This is a genomic window from Streptomyces sp. NPDC020192 (assembly GCF_044388685.1).
Lineage (GTDB): Bacteria > Actinomycetota > Actinomycetes > Streptomycetales > Streptomycetaceae > Streptomyces.
This window is the reverse complement of record NZ_JBIRXG010000008.1, coordinates 1-21,110: the sequence shown is the minus strand read 5'-3', so window position 1 is coordinate 21,110 and position 21,110 is coordinate 1. Positions and strand designations below refer to the sequence as shown.

The window sequence follows — 21,110 nt, the reverse complement described above, 5'->3', positions numbered from 1 at the left end:
CTCACTCCCAGCGGAACCAGCGTGCCGCGGCCCCGGTGAGCAGCACCGTCCACGCGGCCAGCACCCCCAGATACCCCCAGCCGGGCCAGTCCCCGGCGGCGGCCTGGTCCAGGGCCCGGGCCGCCGCGCCGAACGGGGTCAGCTCGACCACCCGGGCCAGCGCGTGCGGCATGTTCCGCACCGGGATCCACACGCCCGCGCAGAACATCATCGGGAAGAACACCGCCGTGCCGATCGCGCCCGCGATCTTCGTGGTCCGGGACAGCGCCGAGACGACGCTGCCGAGGGCGAGCGCGGCGGCCGCCGCGAGCAGCAGGGCCAGCAGATAGCCGGCCGGCTGCGCGGGCAGCGTCACGTCGAAGGCGACGCGGCCGACCGTGAGCGCGAGCAGCGCCGAGGCCAGCGCGACCCCGCCCTGCACGGCCATCTGCGCCGACAGCAGGGCAGAGGGCCGTACCGGGGTGACGGCCATGCGGCGCAGGATGCCCCGCTCCCGGTAGCCGGTGAGGGCCTGCGGCAGCGTCTGCACTCCGGACATGATCAGGGCGATCAGTACGGCGATGGGCACATAGGCGTCGACCGGCCGCAGCCCGCCCATCGACGCGTCGGCCCGCCGGAACGACGGGATGGAGCCGAGGATCACCAGCAGCAGGGTCGGGAACAGGAAGATCCAGAAGACGGCGGCCGGTTCGCGGCGGAACAGCCGGAACTCGGTGCGCAGTACGGCGGTGTTCACGAGGCTTCCTCCTGGGTGCGGTGGTCGGTCAGGTCGAGGAACGCGTCGTCCAGCGTGGCGTCGACGACGCGCAGTTGGCGGGCGGTGATGTGGTGGCGGGCGAGCAGGGTGATGACGGCGTCGACGGTCTCGTCGGTGCCGGACAGGGTGATCCGGTCGTCCTTGTACTCGACCGAGGCGAGCGCGGGCAGCGCGGCGAGGTCACGCTCGTCCAGCGGCGCGGACGGGGTGAAGCTGATGACGGTGGCGCCCGCCGAGCGGCGGATGAGCCCGGCCGGGGTGTCCAGCGCGGCGACGCGCCCCTGGTCGATGACGGCGATCCGGTCGCACAGCCGCTGCGCCTCCTCCATGAAGTGGGTGACGAGCAGCACGGTGACCCCGCTCGCGCGGACGTCCTCGATGAGCTGCCAGGTGTCGCGCCGGGCCCGCGGATCCAGGCCGGTGGTCAGCTCGTCCAGCACCACGACCCGGGGATCGCCGACGAGCGCCAGCGCGATGAACAGCCGCTGCTGCTGCCCGCCGGACAGCTTCGCGAACCGGGTGCCCAGCTTGTCGGTCAGGCCGAGCCGTTCGGCGAGCGGCCGCCAGTCGGCGGGGCGTGGGGAGAACGCGGCGTACAGCTCCAGCGCCTCGCGCACGGTGAGCTTGGCCTGGAGTTCGCTCTGCTGGAGCTGGGCGCCGAGCACCCGGGCGACCTTCTCGTGGTCGGCGACGGGGTCGTACCCGGTGACCCGGATCCGGCCGCCGTCGGGGACCCGCAGGCCCTCGACGCACTCCACGGTGGTGGTCTTGCCGGCGCCGTTCGGGCCGAGGATCCCGAAGATCTCGCCCTCCTCGACGGCGAAGGAGACCCCGTCGACCACGGCCCGGCCGCCGTACGACTTGCGCAGATCGGTGACTTCGATGACGGATGGCATGCCATGAGAATCCCGGTCGGGCGGGGTCCGCCACATCGGCCGCCTCGCTCGAAGCGGCATCGTCCGATCGGTTGATGCCCGCCTACGACCCCCCGGGTCCTAGGACCAGCGACGGACCTGGGTCCGGCCGAAACTCAGTGGGCGATGTCAGTGCCGGTCCGTACGCTCGCGGTGATGCCCACGACACGTGCAACCACCGAGGACCGTTCCGCCGTACGCACTCTCCTGCGGCTGTGGCCGTTCGTACGCCCCGTGCGCGTACGGCTGTTCACGGCGGCCTTCGTCGCCATAGTCGCCTCCTGTACCGGGCTGGTCATCCCGCTCGTCCTGAAGTGGCTGGTCGACGGGCCGGTCGCCGACCGGGACCCGGGCGGGGTGTGGCTCGGCGCGCTGTATCTGCTCCTGCTGGGCATCGCCGAGGCACTGCTGTTCGGGCTGCGCCGGTGGCTGGTGGCCCGCCCGCTGTCCCACGTGGAGGCGGAGATGCGGGCCGGGCTGTACGGGCATCTGCAACGGCTCCCGGTGTCCTTCCACGACCGCTGGGCCTCGGGCCAGCTGCTCTCCCGGGCCACCACGGACCTGATGCTGCTGCGCCAGTTCCTGGCCTTCCCGCTGACGTTCCTGCTGGTCAACAGCGTGACCATCCTGGTCGGCGTGGTCATCATGCTGCTCCAGGACTGGGTGCTGGGGCTGGTCATCCTCGGTCCCACGATCCCCGTGATGTGGACCTGCGCGGTCTTCGAACGGCGATATGCCACGGTGGCCCGGCGGGCGCAGGACCAGGTCGGCGATCTGACGACGGTGGTCGAGGAGAGCGTGCTCGGCATCCGCATCATCAAGGGCTTCGGCCGCCACCGCAGCCAGGCGCGGGCGTTCCGCGAACTGGCGGTCACCCTGCGCGGCACGGAGCTGCGCAAGGCCCGGCTGCTGGCCGCCATCTGGGGCGTCATCGTCACGCTGCCCGAGCTGGCGATCGGGGTGGCGCTGGTGCTGGGCGCGGTGCAGGTGGCCGACGGGGGGCTGTCGGCGGGGACGCTGGTGGCGTTTCTGAGTACGGCCCTTGCGCTGCGGTGGCCGGTGGACTCCATCGGGTTCCTGCTGGCGATGAGTCAGGAGGCGGCCACGGCGACCGAGCGGTACTTCGAGGTGATGGACGAGGCGCCGGAGGACGGCTCGGCCACGGGCGGTACGACCGGAGCGGCAACCACCACGGACGGACTCCGCTTCGAGAACGTCCAGTTCCGCTACCCCGACGCACCCCCCGACTCCCCGCCCCTCCTCACCCGCGTCGACCTGCACATCCGCCCCGGCGAGTCCATGGCCCTGGTCGGCGCCACGGGCAGCGGGAAGACGACGCTCACCGCGCTGGTCCCCCGGATGCACGAGGTCACCTCCGGGCGGATCACGCTCAACGGAGTGGACATCACCGCCATGCCCCGCGACGAGCTGCGCGCCAAGGTCGCCGTGGCCTTCGAGGAGCCCACCCTCTTCTCGGCGAGCGTCGGCGAGAACGTCCTCATGGGTGCCCGAGCGGGCGCGGGCAAGCCGGAGTTGGAGCGCGCACTGGCCGTGGCCCAGGCGGACTTCGCGCACGCCCTCCCCCAGGGCGCCGACACCCGGGTCGGCGAGCAGGGGCTCAGCCTGTCCGGTGGCCAGCGGCAGCGCCTCGCGCTGGCGCGGGCGGTGGTCGGCAGACCGGAGTTCCTGGTGCTGGACGACCCGCTGTCCGCCCTGGACGTGCACACGGAGGCGGCCGTCGAGGCGGCACTGCGCCAGGTCCTGGCCGACACCACCGCCCTGATCGTGGCCCACCGCCCGTCCACGGTGCTGCTCGCCGACCGGGTCGCCCTGCTCTCGGGCGGCCGGATCGCCGCCGTGGGCACGCACCACGAACTGCTGCGCACCAACGCCGAGTACGCGCATCTGATGTCCGGCCTCACGTCCGGGGAACCGGAGGAATCCCGTTGACCACGACCACCGACACCTCCACGCCCACCGCCGAGGACGACGAACTCCCCGACTACCGGGGCCACCGGGCCGACGGACCGGACGACGCCTTCGACCGGGACGTCCTGCCCACCCCGCCCGGCGCCACCGCCACCCTCCTGCGCTCGCTGCTCGAGCCGATGAAGGCCCAAGCCGCGCTCACCACCGTCCTCCTCCTGCTCCAGCAGGCGGCCGTCCAGGCGGGCCCGCTGCTGGTGGCGTACGCCATCGACACCGCCGTACCCGCGTTCCGTGACCACCGCCACGGCCCGCTGATCGCGGTGGCCGTCGGCTATCTGCTGTGCGCGTTGCTCTCCGGCGGGCTGCAGGCCGCGTTCATCGAGACGTCGGCCCGCGTCAGCCAGGACGTCCTGCTGGATCTGCGCGGCCGGATCTTCCGGCACGCGCAGGCGCTGAGCATCGACTTCCACGAGCGCTACACCTCGGGCCGGCTGATCTCCCGCTCCACGACCGACGTCGAGTCGCTGCGCGAGCTGCTGAACGAGGGGCTCCAGGAGCTGGTGGCCGTCGTGCTGTCCTTCGTCTACATCTCGGCGCTGCTGCTGTGGCTGGACCTGGGTCTCGGCGCGGTCGCGGTGGCGTCCTTCGGCCCGCTGTACCTGCTGGTGCGCGGCTACCAGCGGCGCGCGGGCCGGGTGTACCGGGCCCGGTCCACCGCGATCGCCTCGCTGATCGTGAAGTTCGTGGAGACGATGAACGGCATCCGCCCGGTGCGCGCGTTCCGCCGGGAGGCCGTGAACGACGCCGAGTTCGCGGTCCTCAACCGGCGGCACGAGCGGACGAACGGCGACGCCCTGCTGGAGATGGCCCGCTATGTGGTCGGCTCCCGGCTGGTGGCCAACACGGCGGTGGCGGGGATCGTGCTGTGGGGCGCCTACCGGGTGGCGACGGGCTCGCTGGAGCTGGGCGTACTGGCGGCGGCGGTCCTCTACCTACGCCGGCTGTACGACCCGATCGACCGGCTCGGCATGTTCCTGAACTCCTACCAGTCGGCCGCCGCCTCCCTGGAGAAGATCGCCGGCCTGCTGGCACAGACCCCGTCGGTGCCGGAGCCGACGACGCCCCGTGAACTCCCGCCGTTGAAGGGCGAGTTCCCGGGCCGGGAGGTCGTCTTCGACGCGGTCCGGTTCGGCTACCGTACCGGCGGCGAGGTGCTGCCCCGCTTCGACCTGACCCTCCCGGCCGGCCAGACGGTCGCGGTGGTCGGCTCCACGGGCGCGGGCAAGTCCACGCTCGCCAAGCTCCTGGCCCGCTTCTACGACCCCTCCGGCGGACGCGTCCTGCTGGACGGGGTGGACCTGCGCGAGCTGCCGATGCCCGAACTGCGGCGCGGGGTGGTCATGGTGACCCAGGAGGCGTTCCTGTTCTCCGGGACGGTCGCGGACAACATCGCGATCGGCCGTCCCGACGCCGGCCGTGCGGAGATCGAGCGGGCGGCGAAGGCGATCGGCGCGCACGAGTTCATCAGCGCGCTGCCCGACGGCTACGACACCGACGTCCGCAAGCGCGGCGGCCGCATCTCGGCGGGCCAGCGCCAACTGGTCGCCTTCGCCCGGGCGTTGCTCGCCGACCCGGCGGTCCTGATCCTGGACGAGGCGACCAGCTCCCTGGACATCCCGGGCGAACGGGCCGTACAGCGGGCCATGTCCACGGTGCTGCACGGCCGTACGGCGGTCGTGATCGCCCACCGCCTGTCCACGGTCGAGATCGCGGACCGGGTCCTGGTCATGGAACACGGCCGCATCGTCGAGGACGGCCCCCCGGCCGACCTCGTCACCGGCACGGGCCGCTTCGCGGACCTGCACAGGGCCTGGCGGGACAGTCTCGCTTAGGATCTTCCCCGCGCGCCTGCCTGGAGGTGGAGAACAGTGCAACCGCCCGACGACGTGCGCTACGTCAAAGCTCTGCGGCTGCTGCCGGGCGATCCGCGTGGCTGGGCGGCCTCGACCTGGATCTACGTCGCGCTCGGAGACGTGCACGTCCGCCGCGGTGTTGAGCTGGGCGACCACGACCGGGCCGCGGATGAGCTGATGCGGGCCTACAGGGGCGGCGAACCCGACGTTTTCGCGGAGGACGCCCCCACGTACCTGGCGTTCCTGCGGACACGCGCCGACCTGGACCACGGCGGGTTCTCGAAGCCCTCAGGCGCGCGGGTGCCGAGGTAGGAGCCGAGTCATGCCGGAGTCCGACACTGTTCCCGGCACGCTGCGGGCCGTGCTGCTCGCTGCCGCGCGTGCGGCCTTCGCGGAGGTCGCGGGCGGGGCCGAGAGCGCGGAATACTGCGGCTACGCGCTGTATTCCGATGCCGACGCGGGTTCGGTCTGCTGCGCGGTCAACACCCGAGCCCATCTCGCTCGTGCCCAGGCGGGCGACCCCGACGACGCCGAGTACTACCGGTGGACCCCGGCCGAATGGGCACTCGAAGGCGTCGGCCACGAACACTTCGCCCCTCTGGGCCGCCGCCTGCTCGGCCGCTCGCCGACCGCCCGCGGCCCGGAACTCCCCGCCTGGCGCGAGGGAGTGTACGAGGCATGCGTCGCGACGCTGGAGACGCTCCGCGCCGAGGGCCTCTTCGGCCCGGCCCCCGACACCGTCGTGGTCTTCGCCGTCTCGGACCACGAGGATCCCGTACGGGAAGTGGAATGGATCCGCCGCCTCAACCCACCGTCCCAGGCCCGACGGTTCGCCCGTCGGCTCCACGACGCCTCGGCGCGGACATGAGAGAGGGGTTCACTTCGGGGCGGCCCTCGCCGGGCGCGCCTGCACGCCCCGTCCGTTAATCGATGGAGCCGCTCTCCCCGTCCCCGATAGGTTCGACGTTTCCCAGGGCGGGGCCGAGCCGATCGGGGGACGGATGATCGACGCGTACGAGGATCCGGGTGTGCCCGACACCAGGGGCGGGTGGCGGTATCTGTGGTGGCTGGTGTGGCGGCAGCCGGTGCGGTCGCTGGCCGGGGCGCTGTTCGCCAGTGTGTGGATGGTGCTGATGGCCGCGCAGCCGTACATGACGGCGCGGGCCGTGGACGACGGGCTGGTGCCGGGGCGGCTGGACGTGCTGGCCGCGTGGACGGTGGCGATGTTCCTGGTCGGGGCGGTGAACGCCTGGCTGAGCATCATGCGGCACCGCACGATGACCCGGGTGCGGATGGACGCCAACTTCCGCACGGTGAAGGTGGTCGTGGGGCATGTGGTGCGGCTCGGGGCCGCGTTGCCGCGCCGGACCGGGGCCGGGGAGGTCGTGACCATCGGGGTCGGTGATGTGCAGACGGTCGCACAGGCGCTGACCGTGGTGGGGCCGGGCGTCGGCTCGGTCGTGGTGTACGCGGTCGTGGCCGGCCTGCTGCTCACGGTCTCGGCGCCGCTGGCCGCCGTCGTCCTTCTCGGACTGCCGGTGCTGGCGCTGGTCACCGGACCGCTGACGCTGCGGCTGCAGGGCGCGGAGAGCGAGTACCGGGAGCGGCAGGGCGTGCTGACCGCGCGCATCGGGGACCTGGCCGGGGGTTTGCGCGTCCTCAACGGGCTGGGCGGCAAAGGGCTGTTCGCCGACGGTTTCCGGACGGACTCGCAGGCGCTGCGCGCGCAGGGGTACCGGGTCGGCGCGGTGGCCAGCTGGGTGCAGGCGCTCGGCGTGGGGCTGCCCACCCTGTTCCTGGCCGTGGTGACGTGGCTCGCCGCCCGGCTCGCGGCCCAAGGCAGCGTCACCGTCGGCCAGTTGGTGTCGGTGTACGGCTATGTCGCGGTGCTGATCGGGCCGGTGGCGTTCCTCGTGCAGATGGCCTACGACCTGAACCGTGGCGTGGTGGCCGCCCGCCGGGTCGTACGGCTGCTGCGGCTGGAGCCGGAGCCGGACGAGGGCACGCGGCCCGCGCCCGAGGGACCGGCCGAGCTGTACGACCCCGCGTCCGGCGTACGGATCGCGCCCGGCCGGCTGACCGCGCTCGCCGCCGCCCGGCCCGCCGAGGCCGCCGCCGTGGTCGACCGGCTCGGCCGCTTCACCCCGACCGACGTCACCTGGGGCGGGGTGCGGCTGGATGCCGTACCGCTCGCGGACGTACGCGCGCGTGTGCTGGTCGCGGACAACGAGGCCGACCTGTTCGCGGGCCCGCTGCGGGAGGTCGTGGCCGCCGAGGGCGCGGTCGAGGAGGGGGCCCTGCACCGGGCGCTGTACGCCGCCGCGGCCGAGGACGTCGTACGCGGCCTGCCGGACGGCGTCGACTCGTCCGTCGCCGGACAGGGCCGCAGCCTGTCGGGCGGCCAGCGCCAACGCGTGCGCCTTGCCCGGGCATTGCTCGCCGACCCGGAGGTCCTGCTCGCCGTGGAACCGACCTCGGCCCTGGACGCCCACACGGAGGCGACGGTCGCCGAGCGGCTACGGGCGGCGCGCGAGGGCCGTACGACGGTGGTGACGTCCACGTCGCCGCTGGTGCTGGACCGCGCGGACACGGTGGTGTTCCTGGCGGGCGGCAAGGTGGCGGCGAGCGGCCCGCACCGGCGTCTGCTGGCCGAGGAACCGGGTTATCGGGCGCTGGTGGCGCGGGACGTGGAGGCCGAGAACGCAGAGGATGCCGAGGACGCCGAGGGGGTCGTACGGTGACGGTGGGTGAGGGCTTGCTGCCGGTCGCGGACCGGGCGCGGGTGCGCCGGGCCGTGGTGCGGCTGGTGCGGGCCGACGGGCGGGCGTTCGGTGCCGCGCTGCTGCTGAACGCGCTGGCCGCGGGAGCCGGGCTGGTCGGGCCGTGGCTGGTCGGGCGGATCGTGGATGACGTGCGGGCCGGGCAGGGGGTCGGGGCCGTGGACCGGCTCGCGCTGTGGATCCTGCTCTGCTCGCTGGCGCAGGTGCTGCTGGCCCGCTGGGCACGGTACGTGGGCTACCGGTTCGGGGAGCGGACGCTGGCCCGGGTGCGCGAGGAGTACGTCGAGCGGGTGCTGGCGCTGCCCGCGTCCGTGGTGGAGCGGGCCGGGACCGGTGACCTCACCGCACGCGGTACGGCGGACGTGGCGACCGTCGGCAGCACACTGCGGGACGTCGGCCCGGACCTGCTGGTCAACTCCGTGCAGGCACTGTTCGTGCTGGGCGCGGTGTTCGCGCTGGACCCGCTCCTCGGGGCGTTCGGGCTGCTCGGGCTGACCCCGGTCTGGCTGGCGCTGCGCTGGTATCTGCGGCGGGCCCGGGACGGCTACCTGGCCGAGGGCGCGGCCACCTCGGAGGTCGCGGAGGTCGTCGCCTCGACGGCGGCCGGGGCCCGCACGGTCGAGGCGTTCCGGCTGCGGCAGCGGCGGATCACGGCGAGCCGGGACGCGCTGGAGACCTCCCGCCGTACCCGCTTCTACACGCTGTTCCTGCGGACGGTGTTCTTCCCGGCGGTCGAGGTGACGTACACCGTGCCCGTGGCGGGCATCCTGCTGCTCGGCGGCTGGCTGCACCAGCGGGGCTCGGTCGGGGTGGGCGCGGTGGTGGCGGCGGCGCTGTACCTGCGGCAGTTCACCGAGCCGCTGGACCAGATCCTGATGCGCGTGGAGCAACTGCAGAGCAGCGGCGCCTCGTTCGCGCGGGTGGAGGGGCTGGCGCAGGCGCCGCGCGGGGACGGCGCGGCCGGCTCCCCCATGCCGACGGACGACCGGATCGACGTGCGCGACGTGCGGTACGCCTACGAGCGCGGCGGCGAGGTGCTGCGCGGGGTGGACCTGACGGTACGGCCCGGGGAACGGCTCGCGGTGGTGGGCCCGTCCGGCGCCGGCAAGACGACGCTGAGCCGGCTGCTCGCGGGCATCGACCGGCCCGGGTCCGGCGCGGTGACGGTGGGCGGGGTGCCGGTCGCCGAACTGGAGCCGGAGCTGCTGCGCCGCCAGGTGGTGCTGGTCACGCAGGAACACCACGTCTTCCTCGGCACGGTCCGCGACAACCTCCTCATCGCCGAACCGGAGGCCACGGACGAGGACCTGTGGGCGGCGCTCGCCGCGGTGGGCGCCGACGAGTGGGTGCGTGAGCTGCCGGCGGGGCTGGACACCCGGCTGGGTACGGGCGCTACGGCCACCGACGGCTCCCAGGCGCAGCAACTCGCCCTGGCCCGCGTGGTGTTGGCCGACCCGCACACCCTGATCCTGGACGAGGCGACGGCCCTGCTGGACCCCACCACGGCCCGCCACACCGAACGCGCCCTCGCCGCCGTCCTCGAGGGCCGCACGGTCATCGCCATCGCCCACCGCCTCCACACCGCCCACGACGCCGACCGCGTGGCGGTCATGGAGAACGGCCGCCTGACGGAACTGGGCACACATGAGGAGCTGGTGACGGCCGACGGGGCCTACGCGGCACTGTGGCGGACATGGCACGGGGACACGGCCGGGGAGACGTGAGCCCCTCGCCCGCGCATACGTTCCCCATCCAACGGTCCGCATACCGAACTTGAACATCCGGTCAACGGACCGTTTTCCGGCCAAGTTTGTGACGCGGTCCTGACAGGCACACCGCTCCCCTGCCACTCTTCCCTGGCCGACTCACAGCAACCCCACGCCTTCACGTGCTCTCGCTGAGCCGGCCCGCACGTGGTTCCGCGCACGTCCTGCTCTGCCCGGACGCCCCAACCCACCGTCCGGTCTCCCCTGGCCGCGCGACCCGCGGCCATGCAGAAGGAGTCAGTGTTGAGACGCAATTCCTCTCGCGGACGCACCTCCCACACCCCGCAGCACCGCACCACGCACGGCCGTACCGCCACCCTCGCCCTGGCCGGTGTCGCCGCGCTGATCGCCGCCGCCGTACAGACGGGCGCGGCCAGTGCCGCACCGGCGGCCAAGCCGCAGCCCGGCAAGGCGATCCCGGCGCACATGGCGCTGAAGCTCTCGCCCTCGCAGCGCGCCGAGCTGATCCGCGACGCCGACGCCACGAAGGCGGCCACGGCGCGCTCGATCGGCCTCGGCGGCCAGGAGAAGCTGATCGTCAAGGACGCCGTCAAGGACGCCGACGGCACGCTGCACACCCGGTACGAGCGGACGTACGCCGGTCTGCCCGTCCTCGGCGGTGACCTGGTCGTGGACAGCCTGTCCGGCAAGACCATGGACGTCATCCGGGCCACGAACGCCACGGTCAAGGTCGCCGGTCTCACCCCGAAGGTGTCGACGGCCGCGGCCGAGAAGCAGGCCGTACAGCGGGCGAAGGCGCGCGGCGGCACCAAGTCGGCCGCGTCCGGTATCCGCAAGGTGATCTGGGCGGCGACCGGCAAGCCCGTCCTCGCCTACGAGACCATCGTCGGCGGCCTCCAGGACGACGGCACCCCGAACCAGCTGCACGTCATCACCGACGCGGTCACCGGCAAGAAGCTCTACGAGCACCAGGGCATCGAGACCGGCATCGGCAACACCCAGTACAGCGGGCAGGTCACGCTGTCCACGACCCAGTCGGGCTCGACGTACACGCTGACCGACGGCACGCGCGGCGGCCACAAGACGTACAACCTGAACCACGGCAGCTCCGGCACCGGCACGCTGTTCTCGCAGAGCAACGACACCTGGGGCAACGGCACCACGTCCAACGCCGCCACCGCGGGCGCCGACGCCGCCTACGGCGCGCAGGAGACCTGGGACTTCTACAAGAACACCTTCGGCCGCAGCGGCATCAAGAACGACGGCACCGCCGCCTACTCCCGCGTCCACTACGGCAACGCGTACGTGAACGCGTTCTGGGACGACAGCTGCTTCTGCATGACGTACGGCGACGGCTCGAACAACGCCGACCCGCTGACCTCGCTGGACGTCGCGGGGCACGAGATGAGCCACGGCGTCACCTCCAACACCGCCGGCCTGAACTACAGCGACGAGTCCGGCGGTCTGAACGAGGCGACCAGCGACATCATGGGCACCGGCGTGGAGTTCTACGCCAACAACAGCAAGGACGTCGGTGACTACCTCATCGGCGAGAAGATCAACATCAACGGCGACGGCACCCCGCTGCGCTACATGGACAAGCCCAGCAAGGACGGCAGCTCCGCCGACTCCTGGTACTCGGGCGTGGGCGGCCTCGACGTGCACTACTCGTCGGGCATCGCCAACCACTTCTTCTACCTGCTGAGCGAGGGCAGCGGCGCCAAGGTCATCAACGGCGTCAGCTACAACTCGCCCACCTCGGACGGGCTTGCGGTCACCGGCATCGGCCGGGACAAGGCGCTGCAGATCTGGTACCGGGCGCTGACCACCAAGTTCACCTCCACCACCGACTACGCGGGCGCCCGCACCGGCACCCTCGCGGCGGCCGGCGAGCTGTACGGCACCTCCAGCACCGAGTACGCGGCGGTGCAGGACGCCTGGGCGGCGGTCAACGTCGGTTCGCGCTCCGGTGGCGGCGGAGGCGGCGGCGGCACCGGCTCGACGTACGACAACAACACGTCGGTGGCGATCCCGGACAACGGGCCCGCCGTCAGCTCCAGCATCACCGTCTCCGACCGGACCGGGAACGCGCCGAGCAACCTTCAGGTGGGCGTCGACATCACGCACACCTGGCGGGGCGACCTGGTGATCGACCTCATCGGTCCGTCCGGCACCGCGTACCGGCTGAAGAACTTCAGCTCGTCCGACTCGGCCGACAACGTGAAGACCACCTACACGGTCAACGCCTCGGCCGAAACGGCCAACGGAACGTGGAAGTTGAGGGTGCAGGATCAAGCCGCGCAGGACACGGGCACGCTCAACGACTGGAAGCTGACGTTCCCGTAAGCCGCGGTTAGCGGGCCTGGGAACACGGCGCCGTCCGGGGGTCCGGCACCCTCGGACGGCCCCGGTTCATCTGCCTGCAATGTTTCCCTGGTTGTCGATTTCCGGCCAACATCACTTCAGGGTCCTGACATGTACGCGCCCCTGATGTCACTCTCTCTCCACCCGCCGCAGCAGCACCACGACTTCACAACCCCACACAGCCGGGCAGGTAACCCCACGCCGCCCGGACTCCCCACCAGAAGGAGCTTTGAGTGAGCCCCCTCTATGCGCGTCACAAGCGCACCACTCTGGCCGTCGCCACCGCTGTCGCCGCCGGAGCCCTGCTCTCCACGGGTCTGACCCCCAGCGCCACGGCCGCGAGCAAGACCCCCCTCGCCGCCACCCCGGCCGCGCTGTCCGCCGCCGCCCACACCTCGCTGATCCAGCAGGCGCAGGCGAACGCGACCGAGACCGCCCAGAAGATAGGCCTCGGCGCCAAGGAGCAGCTGATCGTCAAGGACGTCGTCAAGGACGTCGACGGCACCGTCCACACCCGCTACGAGCGCACCTACGCGGGCCTGCCGGTGCTCGGCGGCGACCTCGTCGTCCACACCGCGAAGTCGGGCAGGACCGAGGGCATCACCAAGGCGACCAACGCCACCATCAAGGTGGCCTCGCTCACGCCGCAGATCACCCCCGCCAAGGCCGAGAAGCAGGCGGTGGCCGCCGCCAAGACCCTCGGCTCCGCCCAGTCCACCGCGGACGGCGCGCGCAAGGTGATCTGGGCCGGCTCCGGCAAGCCCGTCCTCGCCTACGAGACGATCGTCGGCGGCCTCCAGGACGACGGCACCCCGAACCAGCTGCACGTCATCACCGACGCCGCGACGGGCAAGAAGCTCTTCGAGTACCAGGGCGTGGAGAACGCGACCGGCACCGGCAAGACGCTGTACTCGGGCACGGTCAGCCTCAACGTCAACCTGTCGGGCTCGACGTACCAGCTGTACGACACCGCGCGCGGCGGCCACAAGACGTACAACCTGGCCCGCAAGACGTCCGGCACCGGCACCCTGGTCACCAACTCGACCAGCACCTTCGGCACCGGCACCGCCTCCACCTCCTCCAGCAACCAGACGGCCGCCGCCGACGCCGCCTACGGCGCGCAGGAGACCTGGGACTACTACAAGAACACCTTCGGCCGCAGCGGCATCAAGAACGACGGCAAGGCCGCCTACTCCCGCGTCCACTACGGCAGCTCGTACGTGAACGCCTTCTGGGACGACAGCTGCTTCTGCATGACCTACGGCGACGGCAGCGGCAACGCCGACCCGCTGACCTCGCTCGACGTGGCCGGCCACGAGATGACCCACGGCGTCACCGCCAACACCGCGGGCCTCGACTACAGCGGCGAGTCCGGTGGTCTGAACGAGGCGACCTCCGACATCCTCGGCGGCGTCGGCGTGGAGTTCTACGCCAACAACGCCTCCGACCCCGGTGACTACCTCATCGGCGAGAAGATCAACATCAACGGCGACGGCACCCCGCTGCGCTACTTCGACCAGCCCAGCAAGGACGGCGGCAGCGCCGACTACTGGTCCTCGTCGGTCGGCAACCTGGACGTCCACTACTCGTCGGGCGTCGCGAACCACTTCTTCTACCTCCTGGCGGAGGGCAGCGGTTCGAAGACGATCAACGGCGTCTCGTACAACTCTCCGACGTCCAACGGCTCCACGGTCACCGGCATCGGCCGCGCCAAGGCGCTGCAGATCTGGTACAAGGCGCTGACCACGTACTTCACGTCGACCACCGACTACTCGGGCGCCCGCGCGGGCACCCTGTCGGCGGCGGCCGACCTGTACGGCTCCAGCAGCACCGAGTACAAGGCAGTGGCCGCGGCCTGGTCGGCGGTCAACGTCAGCTGACCCACCCGTAGTCGAGACGAAGGCGGCACCCGGTAGGAGGATCATCCGGGTGCCGCCTACCCTTGTGACCCATGTCCTCGGCGCCCTTCACCTACGAGCCGGCCGGCGCGACCCGCGACGACCTGACGTTCTGCCCGCCCGGCTTCCGCCCCCTCTTCGTCCGCACCCGCCTCGGCGAGGGCCCGAAACTCTTCCACCGCGCCGCCGATGCGGTCCTGACCTGGGAGATGCACCGCGCGATGGGCGTGGGCATCGACGCCACGGCCGACCGCGCGGCACCCGGCGTGGACGTCACGGTCACCCTGGCAGGCCTGCTGAAGGCCCCCTGCCGCATCATCTGGACGGTGGAGCAACCCCGCCGCGCCGGCTGGGCCTACGGCACCCTGCCAGGCCACCCCGAATGCGGCGAGGAGGCCTTCGTCGTCGACCGCACGGGCGACGGCACGGTCTGGCTGACGGTGGCCGCGTTCAGCAAACCGGCCAAGTGGTACGCGAAGGCCGGCGGCCCGGCGACGCGCGGCTTCCAGCACGCGTACGCACGGCGGTGCGGGACGGTGCTGAAGAGGCTGTGCGAGGGGTTGTCGGAGGAGTGACCTGACGGGCGGTGCTCGTTCACGGCGGGGGTAGGTATCCCGCCAACCTGCTCCGCTGACTCCTGTACCGCGTTGCTGTCGACAACGCGTGAAGGCAGCTTGCTCGTCGCGCGGCGAACGGTAGCTTTGGTGGGCGAGACGAGACAACCTCATCAATCACCCTAAGACAGCCTCAAGAGTTTCGAGTCGGAAACAGGAAAGGCCCTGACAGCGCTGAAAGGTACGAACGCGCTGACCAGGGCCTGTTTGGCGCCTCTATGCAACGCCGCCGAGGGAAGGCGAGTCTGGGGTGGCCCGGAGGGCCATCAATATCAGTCGACGCAGGAGTGGAGCGCGGCGGAGCGGGAGCAGTTTCTCCTTTACTCGGCTTCCCTCTATACCACCCCCAGCTCACACCACACATACTTACCCCGGTCCCCGAACCGGGCCGAGGGCTGCCACCCCCACAGCTGCGCACAGGCCGAGACCAGCCCCAGCCTCCGTCCGTCCTCCGACTCCGCGACCTCCTCCAGCGACCGCGGCAGATCCGGCGGCGCCGGGTCGGTATCCCACGCCCCGATCCACACCACCCCCTCCGCCGTACGACGTACCCTCAGCGCAGCCGACCCCTTCGTGTGCCGTACGGCGTTGGAGACGAGTTCCGCCGCCAGCAGCTCCGCCGTGTCCACCAGGCCGATGAGCCCGTGCAGGGTCAGGATCAGGCGCAGGGTCCGACGGCAGACGGTGACGGCTCTCAGATCATTCGGGATGTACAGCGTGTAGTCCCAGGTTTCGGCCATGCGTCATCAACTCCAGTGGCTGAGAAGCGGTTCTCACGCGCGGTGGCAATGCCGCAGCCGCCATGGCACGACGGAGCAGTGCGCTTCCGCAGCGTGTGCGATACGTCACCGACGGTTGAGCAAAAATTTTTCCTCACGCAAGCGGGTCGCGTAATCTGACGCCCGAACGAGGCACGACAGCACGGCGGTTGAAGGCGGAGGGGCGATGGCGCCGAGAAGCCAACCCACAGCACGGCAGGTACGCCTGGGCACCGAGCTACGCAGACTGCGGGAAGCCGCAGGCCTGAAAGCCCGCGAGGTGGCGGGGTTGCTCAGTTCGACGTCGGCTCAGATGAGCCAGGTCGAGGCGGGCCTCGCCGGCGTCAGCGAGGAACGGGTACGGCGGCTGGCAGCGCACTACGCCTGCGCTGACGGCGCGTTCATCGAGGCCCTGGTCGCGATGGCCAGAGAACGCGCGCAAGGCTGGTGGGAGGAGTACCGGGGAGTGCTTCCACCAGTGTTTCTGGACGTCGCCGAGACGGAGCACCACGGGGCGTTTCTGCGTGAGGTCGTCACTACCCATGTGCCCGGACTGCTGCAAACCCCCGACTACGCCCGTGCCGTCTTCGGTTACATGGTGCCGGAGCTTCCGGAGAGCGAACTGAAACCCCGGATCGAACACCGGATCAAACGCAGGTCCGTACTCGAGCGCAAGGTGCCCGTCCCGTACGAGACGATCATCCACGAGGCGGCGCTGCGCATCCTGGTGTCCGACCGCAGCACCGCTCGTGCTCAACTCCAGGAAATCCTGCGGACGATCGAATGCGAGCACGCCACAGTGCGTGTCATCCCGTTCGCAGGAGAGGGGTTTGCCGGTGCCGGGATCGAGATGATGTACGTGGGCGGCACACTTCCCCGGCTGGACACCGTACTGCGTGACGCTCCGCACGGCACCGCCTTCATCGATGCCGAATCCCAGCTGGCGCGCTACCGGGCCCTGCTCCATAAGGTGGAGAGAGCAGCACTGCCGCCCGTGGAGTCACGGGACTTCATCCACCGCTTGACGAAGGAACTGTGAGGCGCCCGCATGAACCAGGCCATCCGCTGGCGCAAATCGTCGTACTCCGGCGGAGGCGATGGCAACACATGCGTCGAAGTCGCTGACTTCGACACCCACATAGCCATCCGTGACTCAAAGGCCCCGGCCCGAGCCACCCTCGCCTTCCCAGCCGGTTCGTTCATCCTCTTCGTCGAAGCGCTGAAGACAGCAACCGGAGCCCAGTAGTCGCGCCGCTCACCCAGCACACCGACCCGTACCAGAACGTCAGTCTGGAAGGGGGTATCCACCCGACGCCGACGCGCGCTGCTCGTCCCGCTGCTGATGGCTGTCTCGGCCGGTCCGCTCGTCGCGCACCTGGCCTTCAGCTCCGACACATACCAGAACTGCAAGTACCTGGCGCCCTCGACGCGCATGTACGTCACCTCGTGGTCCGGTCTCGCCTGCACCCTCGGCGCCCTGCTGGCGTTCGCCACCCTCCCCCGCACCGAACAGCGGGGACTCGTGCTGGTGTCGGCCGTGCTCGGCCCGCTGTTGACGCTCGGACTGCTCACGACCGTCTACTGGCTGTACACCCCGGACCCGGCCGACGGGGACGACTGCTCCGGCCTGCACCTGCTCGTGCCGTAGCGCAGAACAGCCGTCCTCGGCTGGACACCTACCGCAACAACACCCCCGCCCCCTCCACCACATCCCCCACCGGCACCGCCACCAGCCCCGGCTCCGCGGCCGAGGCCAACAGGCGGTGTGCGGGCAGGACGCGGACCGTGTAGCCGTACGGGCCCGTGCGGTCCAGCGAGAGCGGGCCCTCGTACAGCAGGCGGCCCTCCAGATCCGGTGTGCCCGTCGGCTTCAGGGGGACCACCGTCGCGTCCGTGATGCGGTCCTCCGCGTCCACCCGGCCGGAGACCGCCTGGACCTCCACGTCGTCCGGGGTGAGATCACCCAGCGCCACCCGGACGCGCAGCCCCACCGTCGTGCCCAGTTCCGCCGTGGCCGTCGTCGCCGTCGTCTCCACGTGGTCCACGCTCACCCTGGGCCAGGCCCCCCGGACCCGGGTCTTCCAGGCGGCCAGTTCGCGAGCCGTGTCCGGGGTGAGGGCGCGGTGCGCCTGGGCGGCGGGGGCGTAGAGGCGCTCCACGTATTCACGGACCATCCGGCCCGCCAGCACCTTCGGGCCCAACAGGGTGAGGGTCTGGCGGACCATCTGGATCCAGCGGTCGGGCAGGCCGGCGCGGCCGCGCTCGTAGAAGCGGGGGGTGATCCGCTGTTCCAGGAGGTCGTACAGCGCCGCCGCCTCGATGTCGTCCCGCCGGTCGGCGTCGGTGCCCGCGCCGTCCGCCGTCGGGATGGCCCAGCCGAAGTCCGGCTGGAACCACTCGTCCCACCAGCCGTCCAGCACGGAGAGGTTCAGGCAGCCGTTCAGGGCCGCCTTCATGCCCGAAGTGCCGCACGCCTCCAGGGGGCGCAGGGGGTTGTTCAGCCAGATATCACAGCCGGGGTAGAGCTTCTGCGCCATCGCCATGCCGTAGTCGGGCAGGAAGACGATGCGGTGGCGGACCCTCGGGTCGTCGGCGAAGCGCACCAGCTCCTGCACCAGCCGCTTGCCGCTGTCGTCCGCCGGGTGCGCCTTGCCCGCCACCACGATCTGCACCGGGTGCTCGGGGTGCAGGAGCAGCTCCATCAGGCGGTCGCGGTCGCGCAGCATCAGGGTCAGGCGTTTGTACGACGGGACCCGGCGGGCGAAGCCGATCGTCAGCACGTCCGGGTCGAGGACGCCGTCGATCCAGCCCAACTCCGCTTCTCCAGCACCTCGTTGGCGCCAGGACGCGCGCAGCCGCTCCCGCACCTCCAGCACCAGCCGCTCGCGCAGGGTGCGGCGCAGCTCCCAGATCTCCTGGTCCGGGATGTCGGCGACGGAGTCCCAGCGCTCCGAGCCGCCCACCGTCAGCGCGTCCTCGGCCCGCTGGGCGCCGACCTCGCGGGCGCCGAGCCGCAGCACCTCCGGGGCCACCCAGGTCGGGGCGTGCACCCCGTTGGTCACGGAGGTGATCGGCACCTCGTCCGAGTCGAATCCCGGCCACAGGCCCGCGAACATGCCCCGGCTGACCTGCCCGTGCAGCAGCGACACCCCGTTGGCCCGCTGGGCCAGCCGCAGCCCCATCACGGCCATGTTGAACAGGTTCGGCTCGCCGCCCGGGTACGTCTCCATGCCCAGCGCCAGAATCCGCTGCACGTCGATACCGGGGAGTTCGGCCTCCGGCCCGAAGTGGCGGCCCACCAGCTCCCGGTCGAAGCGGTCGATACCGGCCGGGACGGGAGTGTGCGTGGTGAACACCGTGCCACCGCGCACCGCCTCCAGTGCCGCGTCGAAGTCCAGTCCATCGGCACTCAGTTCGGCGATCCGCTCCAGTCCCAGGAAGCCCGCGTGCCCCTCATTGGTGTGGAACACCTCGGGCTCCGGGTGTCCGGTGAGCCGGCAGTACGTCCGCACCGCCCGCACACCCCCTATTCCGAGCAGCATCTCCTGCAGCAGCCGGTGCTCGCTGCCGCCGCCGTAGAGCCGGTCGGTCACCCCGCGTTCGCCGAGGTCGTTCTCCTCCACGTCGGAGTCGAGCATCAGCAGCGGCACCCGGCCGACCTGGGCGAGCCAGATCCGGGCGTGCAGCGCCTTGCCGCCGGGCAGCGCGAGCGAGACCTGTGCCGGCCCGCCGTCGGACTCCTTCAGCTGGGTCAGGGGCAGCTCGTTGGGGTCGAGCACCGGGTAGTGCTCCTGCTGCCAGCCGTCGCGGGACAGGGTCTGCCGGAAGTAGCCGTGCCGGTAGAGGAGACCGACACCGATCAGGGGTACGCCCAGGTCGCTGGCGGCCTTGAGATGGTCGCCGGCGAGGATGCCGAGGCCGCCGGAGTACTGGGGCAGGGCGGCCGTGATGCCGAACTCCGGGGAGAAGTAGGCGACGGCGGCGGGCAGTCCGTCCGCCTGTGCCTGGTACCAGCGGTCCCCGGTCAGATAGTCGTCGAGATCGTCGGCCACGGCGGTCAGCCGACGCAGGAACCGCCGGTCCCCGGCCAGCTGGGCCAGCCGCGCCGGCCGCACCCGGCCCAGCAGCCGTACCGGATCCTGCTGGGCGGCGGCCCAGGCCTCCGGGTCGACGGACTGGAACAGGTCGCGCGTTTCCGCATGCCAGGACCAGCGCAGATTTCGCGCCAGGTCGCTCAGCGGCCGGAGAGGTTCGGGGAGTACGGGACGGACGGTGAACCGACGGATCGCCTTCACACAGCCACCTCGGACGCGTCGCGGGGGAGACGTACGGCGCTGTACGTCTCGTCGTCACCCTCGACGGTAGTGGTTACCGCGCGGTCGGTGGGGACGTACCGGGGTAGGGGTGTCGGGGTGTGGAGAGACGGTCGTCGGGCAGCTGGAGAAAAGGGGGCCGGTCTTGTGGGTGGACATACGCGTGAGTAGTTAACAAAGTGCCGGATTGCCCACCCGAGCACGGTGGGAAGGCTCCTCCGGTACACACCCCACAGACGCACCACAGCACCCCGCAGCAACCCGCACAGCACCCTGCAGGACCCACCTCCCCACATCCCTCCGCCCACACCCACGTTGACGCGGACAGGAGCGGTCATGCCCGCCACGCACCACTCGTCACCACCCCCGAAGCCGTCCCCGACAGCACCCTCGACAAGCAGCAAGGCCCCGGCAGCAGGAAAGAAGGCGGCGGCCAAAAAACCCGTAAAACCCCGCGCCGGGAAGGACGGCAAGAGGGGGTCGCCGCAGCCGGACACCACCACTTTCGGCCGCATCCCCGTCCTCGACGTCCGTCCCGTGGTCCAGCACGGGCGCAGGCCGGCCAAAGCGGTGACCGGTGAGTCGTTCGAGGTGTCGGCCACCGTCTTCCGGGAGGGGCACGACGCCGTCGCGGCGAACGTGGTCCTGCGTGATCCCAAGGGCCGCCCCGGACCCTGGGCGCCCATGCGGGAACTCGCCCCGGGCACCGACCGCTGGGGTGCCACCGTCACCGCCGGTGCGCCCGGCCGCTGGACGTACACCGTGGAGGCCTGGTCCGACCCGGTCGCCACGTGGCGGCACCACGCCGGCATCAAGATCCCGGCGGGCATCGACACCGAACTCGTCCTGGAGGAGGGCGCCCGGCTGTACGAGCGCGCCGCCGCCGGAGTGCCCCACACGCGCCGGTCCCTCCTTCGCAAGGCGGTGGCGGCCCTGCGCGACGACACCCTCTCGGTGACCGAGCGTCTGAAAGCCGCGCTCTCGGGGGAGGTGCAGGCGCTTCTGGCCCGCCATCCCCTGCGGGAACTGGTCACCGCCTCGGATACGTTGCCGTTGCTGGTGGAGCGGGAGCGGGCCCTGTACGGCTCCTGGTACGAGTTCTTCCCGCGCTCCGAGGGCACCCCGGAGCAGCCCCACGGCACC

General features: G+C 71.4%; 17 protein-coding genes. 13 read left to right on the top strand and 4 right to left on the bottom strand.

The features are described from left to right. Position 1: 1 nt before the first annotated feature. Complete coding sequence (locus tag ACH47Z_RS17090; RefSeq protein ID WP_399074280.1) at positions 2–736, bottom strand: ABC transporter permease; 735 nt, start codon at positions 734–736, stop codon at positions 2–4. Beyond that, positions 733–1,653 carry an ABC transporter ATP-binding protein gene (locus ACH47Z_RS17085; protein WP_399074278.1) on the bottom strand — a complete coding sequence of 307 codons (921 nt, stop codon included), beginning with the start codon at positions 1,651–1,653 and terminating at the stop codon, positions 733–735. Before ACH47Z_RS17085 ends, ACH47Z_RS17090 begins: the two co-directional genes overlap by 4 nt. 174 nt (positions 1,654–1,827) lie before the next feature. On the opposite strand from ACH47Z_RS17085, the gene ACH47Z_RS17080 reads away from it, so the two are divergent. The 9 genes from ACH47Z_RS17080 to ACH47Z_RS17040 all read left to right on the top strand — a co-directional run bounded on the left by ACH47Z_RS17080 (position 1,828) and on the right by ACH47Z_RS17040 (position 14,857). Beyond that, a complete protein-coding gene (locus ACH47Z_RS17080) occupies positions 1,828–3,621 on the top strand; it encodes an ABC transporter ATP-binding protein (RefSeq protein WP_399074276.1) in 1,794 nt (597 codons plus the stop codon). Then, entirely contained in the window at positions 3,618–5,492 is a 1,875-nt protein-coding gene (locus ACH47Z_RS17075; RefSeq protein ID WP_399074274.1) for an ABC transporter ATP-binding protein, read from the top strand. The genes ACH47Z_RS17080 and ACH47Z_RS17075 overlap by 4 nt, the downstream gene beginning before the upstream one ends. A 36-nt stretch (positions 5,493–5,528) precedes the next feature. Beyond that, positions 5,529–5,825, top strand: a complete 297-nt coding sequence (locus ACH47Z_RS17070) for a hypothetical protein (protein WP_399074272.1) — start codon at positions 5,529–5,531, stop codon at positions 5,823–5,825. Positions 5,826–5,835: 10 nt separating this feature from the next. Continuing rightward, a complete protein-coding gene (locus ACH47Z_RS17065) occupies positions 5,836–6,381 on the top strand; it encodes a DUF4303 domain-containing protein (protein ID WP_399074270.1) in 546 nt (181 codons plus the stop codon). Positions 6,382–6,514: 133 nt separating this feature from the next. Continuing rightward, entirely contained in the window at positions 6,515–8,254 is a 1,740-nt protein-coding gene (locus tag ACH47Z_RS17060) for an ABC transporter ATP-binding protein (RefSeq protein ID WP_399074268.1), read from the top strand. Positions 8,255–8,256: 2 nt separating this feature from the next. Beyond that, positions 8,257–10,017 carry an ABC transporter ATP-binding protein gene (locus ACH47Z_RS17055; RefSeq protein WP_399074266.1) on the top strand — a complete coding sequence of 587 codons (1,761 nt, stop codon included), beginning with the start codon at positions 8,257–8,259 and terminating at the stop codon, positions 10,015–10,017. 285 nt (positions 10,018–10,302) lie between these two features. After that, on the top strand, positions 10,303–12,366 hold the full coding sequence (locus ACH47Z_RS17050) for a M4 family metallopeptidase (RefSeq protein WP_399074264.1): 2,064 nt from the start codon (positions 10,303–10,305) through the stop codon (positions 12,364–12,366). A 251-nt stretch (positions 12,367–12,617) separates the two neighbouring features. Beyond that, positions 12,618–14,264 (top strand): M4 family metallopeptidase, encoded by a 1,647-nt coding sequence (locus ACH47Z_RS17045; RefSeq protein WP_399074262.1) that lies wholly within the window; start codon positions 12,618–12,620, stop codon positions 14,262–14,264. A gap of 71 nt (positions 14,265–14,335) precedes the next feature. After that, positions 14,336–14,857, top strand: coding sequence for a DUF1990 domain-containing protein (locus ACH47Z_RS17040; RefSeq protein ID WP_399074260.1), 522 nt, complete (start codon positions 14,336–14,338; stop codon positions 14,855–14,857). Positions 14,858–15,231: 374 nt separating this feature from the next. On the opposite strand, the gene ACH47Z_RS17035 is transcribed toward ACH47Z_RS17040, so the two are convergent. Beyond that, positions 15,232–15,636 (bottom strand): ATP-binding protein, encoded by a 405-nt coding sequence (locus tag ACH47Z_RS17035; RefSeq protein ID WP_399074258.1) that lies wholly within the window; start codon positions 15,634–15,636, stop codon positions 15,232–15,234. Between the two features lie 205 nt (positions 15,637–15,841). Between ACH47Z_RS17035 and ACH47Z_RS17030 the strand changes: the two genes are divergently transcribed. From ACH47Z_RS17030 to ACH47Z_RS17020, 3 genes are all read left to right on the top strand, one after another. Further along, positions 15,842–16,693, top strand: a complete 852-nt coding sequence (locus tag ACH47Z_RS17030) for a helix-turn-helix domain-containing protein (protein ID WP_399074256.1) — start codon at positions 15,842–15,844, stop codon at positions 16,691–16,693. 9 nt (positions 16,694–16,702) lie between these two features. After that, a complete protein-coding gene (locus ACH47Z_RS17025) occupies positions 16,703–16,900 on the top strand; it encodes a DUF397 domain-containing protein (RefSeq protein WP_399074254.1) in 198 nt (65 codons plus the stop codon). A 96-nt stretch (positions 16,901–16,996) separates the two neighbouring features. Then, entirely contained in the window at positions 16,997–17,302 is a 306-nt protein-coding gene (locus ACH47Z_RS17020) for a hypothetical protein (RefSeq protein WP_399074252.1), read from the top strand. 28 nt (positions 17,303–17,330) lie between these two features. Here the strand turns inward: ACH47Z_RS17020 and ACH47Z_RS17015 are convergent, their stop codons facing one another. Then, positions 17,331–19,949: a glycosyltransferase family 1 protein gene (locus ACH47Z_RS17015; protein ID WP_399074250.1), complete on the bottom strand. Its 2,619-nt coding sequence runs from the start codon at positions 19,947–19,949 to the stop codon at positions 17,331–17,333. 354 nt (positions 19,950–20,303) lie between these two features. Between ACH47Z_RS17015 and ACH47Z_RS17010 the strand changes: the two genes are divergently transcribed. Then, on the top strand, positions 20,304–21,110 hold an 807-nt coding region (locus tag ACH47Z_RS17010), incomplete at its 3' end, for a maltotransferase domain-containing protein (protein ID WP_399074248.1).

What these genes read in the sequence shown, in the direction of transcription:
- ACH47Z_RS17085 (WP_399074278.1), bottom strand. Translation starts at nt 1,653, where the DNA reads ATGCCATCCGTCATCGAAGTCACCGATCTGCGCAAGTCGTACGGCGGC.
- ACH47Z_RS17080 (WP_399074276.1), top strand. Translation starts at nt 1,828, where the DNA reads ATGCCCACGACACGTGCAACCACCGAGGACCGTTCCGCCGTACGCACT.
- ACH47Z_RS17065 (WP_399074270.1), top strand. Translation starts at nt 5,836, where the DNA reads ATGCCGGAGTCCGACACTGTTCCCGGCACGCTGCGGGCCGTGCTGCTC.
- ACH47Z_RS17060 (WP_399074268.1), top strand. Translation starts at nt 6,515, where the DNA reads ATGATCGACGCGTACGAGGATCCGGGTGTGCCCGACACCAGGGGCGGG.
- ACH47Z_RS17040 (WP_399074260.1), top strand. Translation starts at nt 14,336, where the DNA reads ATGTCCTCGGCGCCCTTCACCTACGAGCCGGCCGGCGCGACCCGCGAC.
- ACH47Z_RS17035 (WP_399074258.1), bottom strand. Translation starts at nt 15,636, where the DNA reads ATGGCCGAAACCTGGGACTACACGCTGTACATCCCGAATGATCTGAGA.
- ACH47Z_RS17030 (WP_399074256.1), top strand. Translation starts at nt 15,842, where the DNA reads ATGGCGCCGAGAAGCCAACCCACAGCACGGCAGGTACGCCTGGGCACC.
- ACH47Z_RS17025 (WP_399074254.1), top strand. Translation starts at nt 16,703, where the DNA reads ATGAACCAGGCCATCCGCTGGCGCAAATCGTCGTACTCCGGCGGAGGC.
- ACH47Z_RS17020 (WP_399074252.1), top strand. Translation starts at nt 16,997, where the DNA reads ATGGCTGTCTCGGCCGGTCCGCTCGTCGCGCACCTGGCCTTCAGCTCC.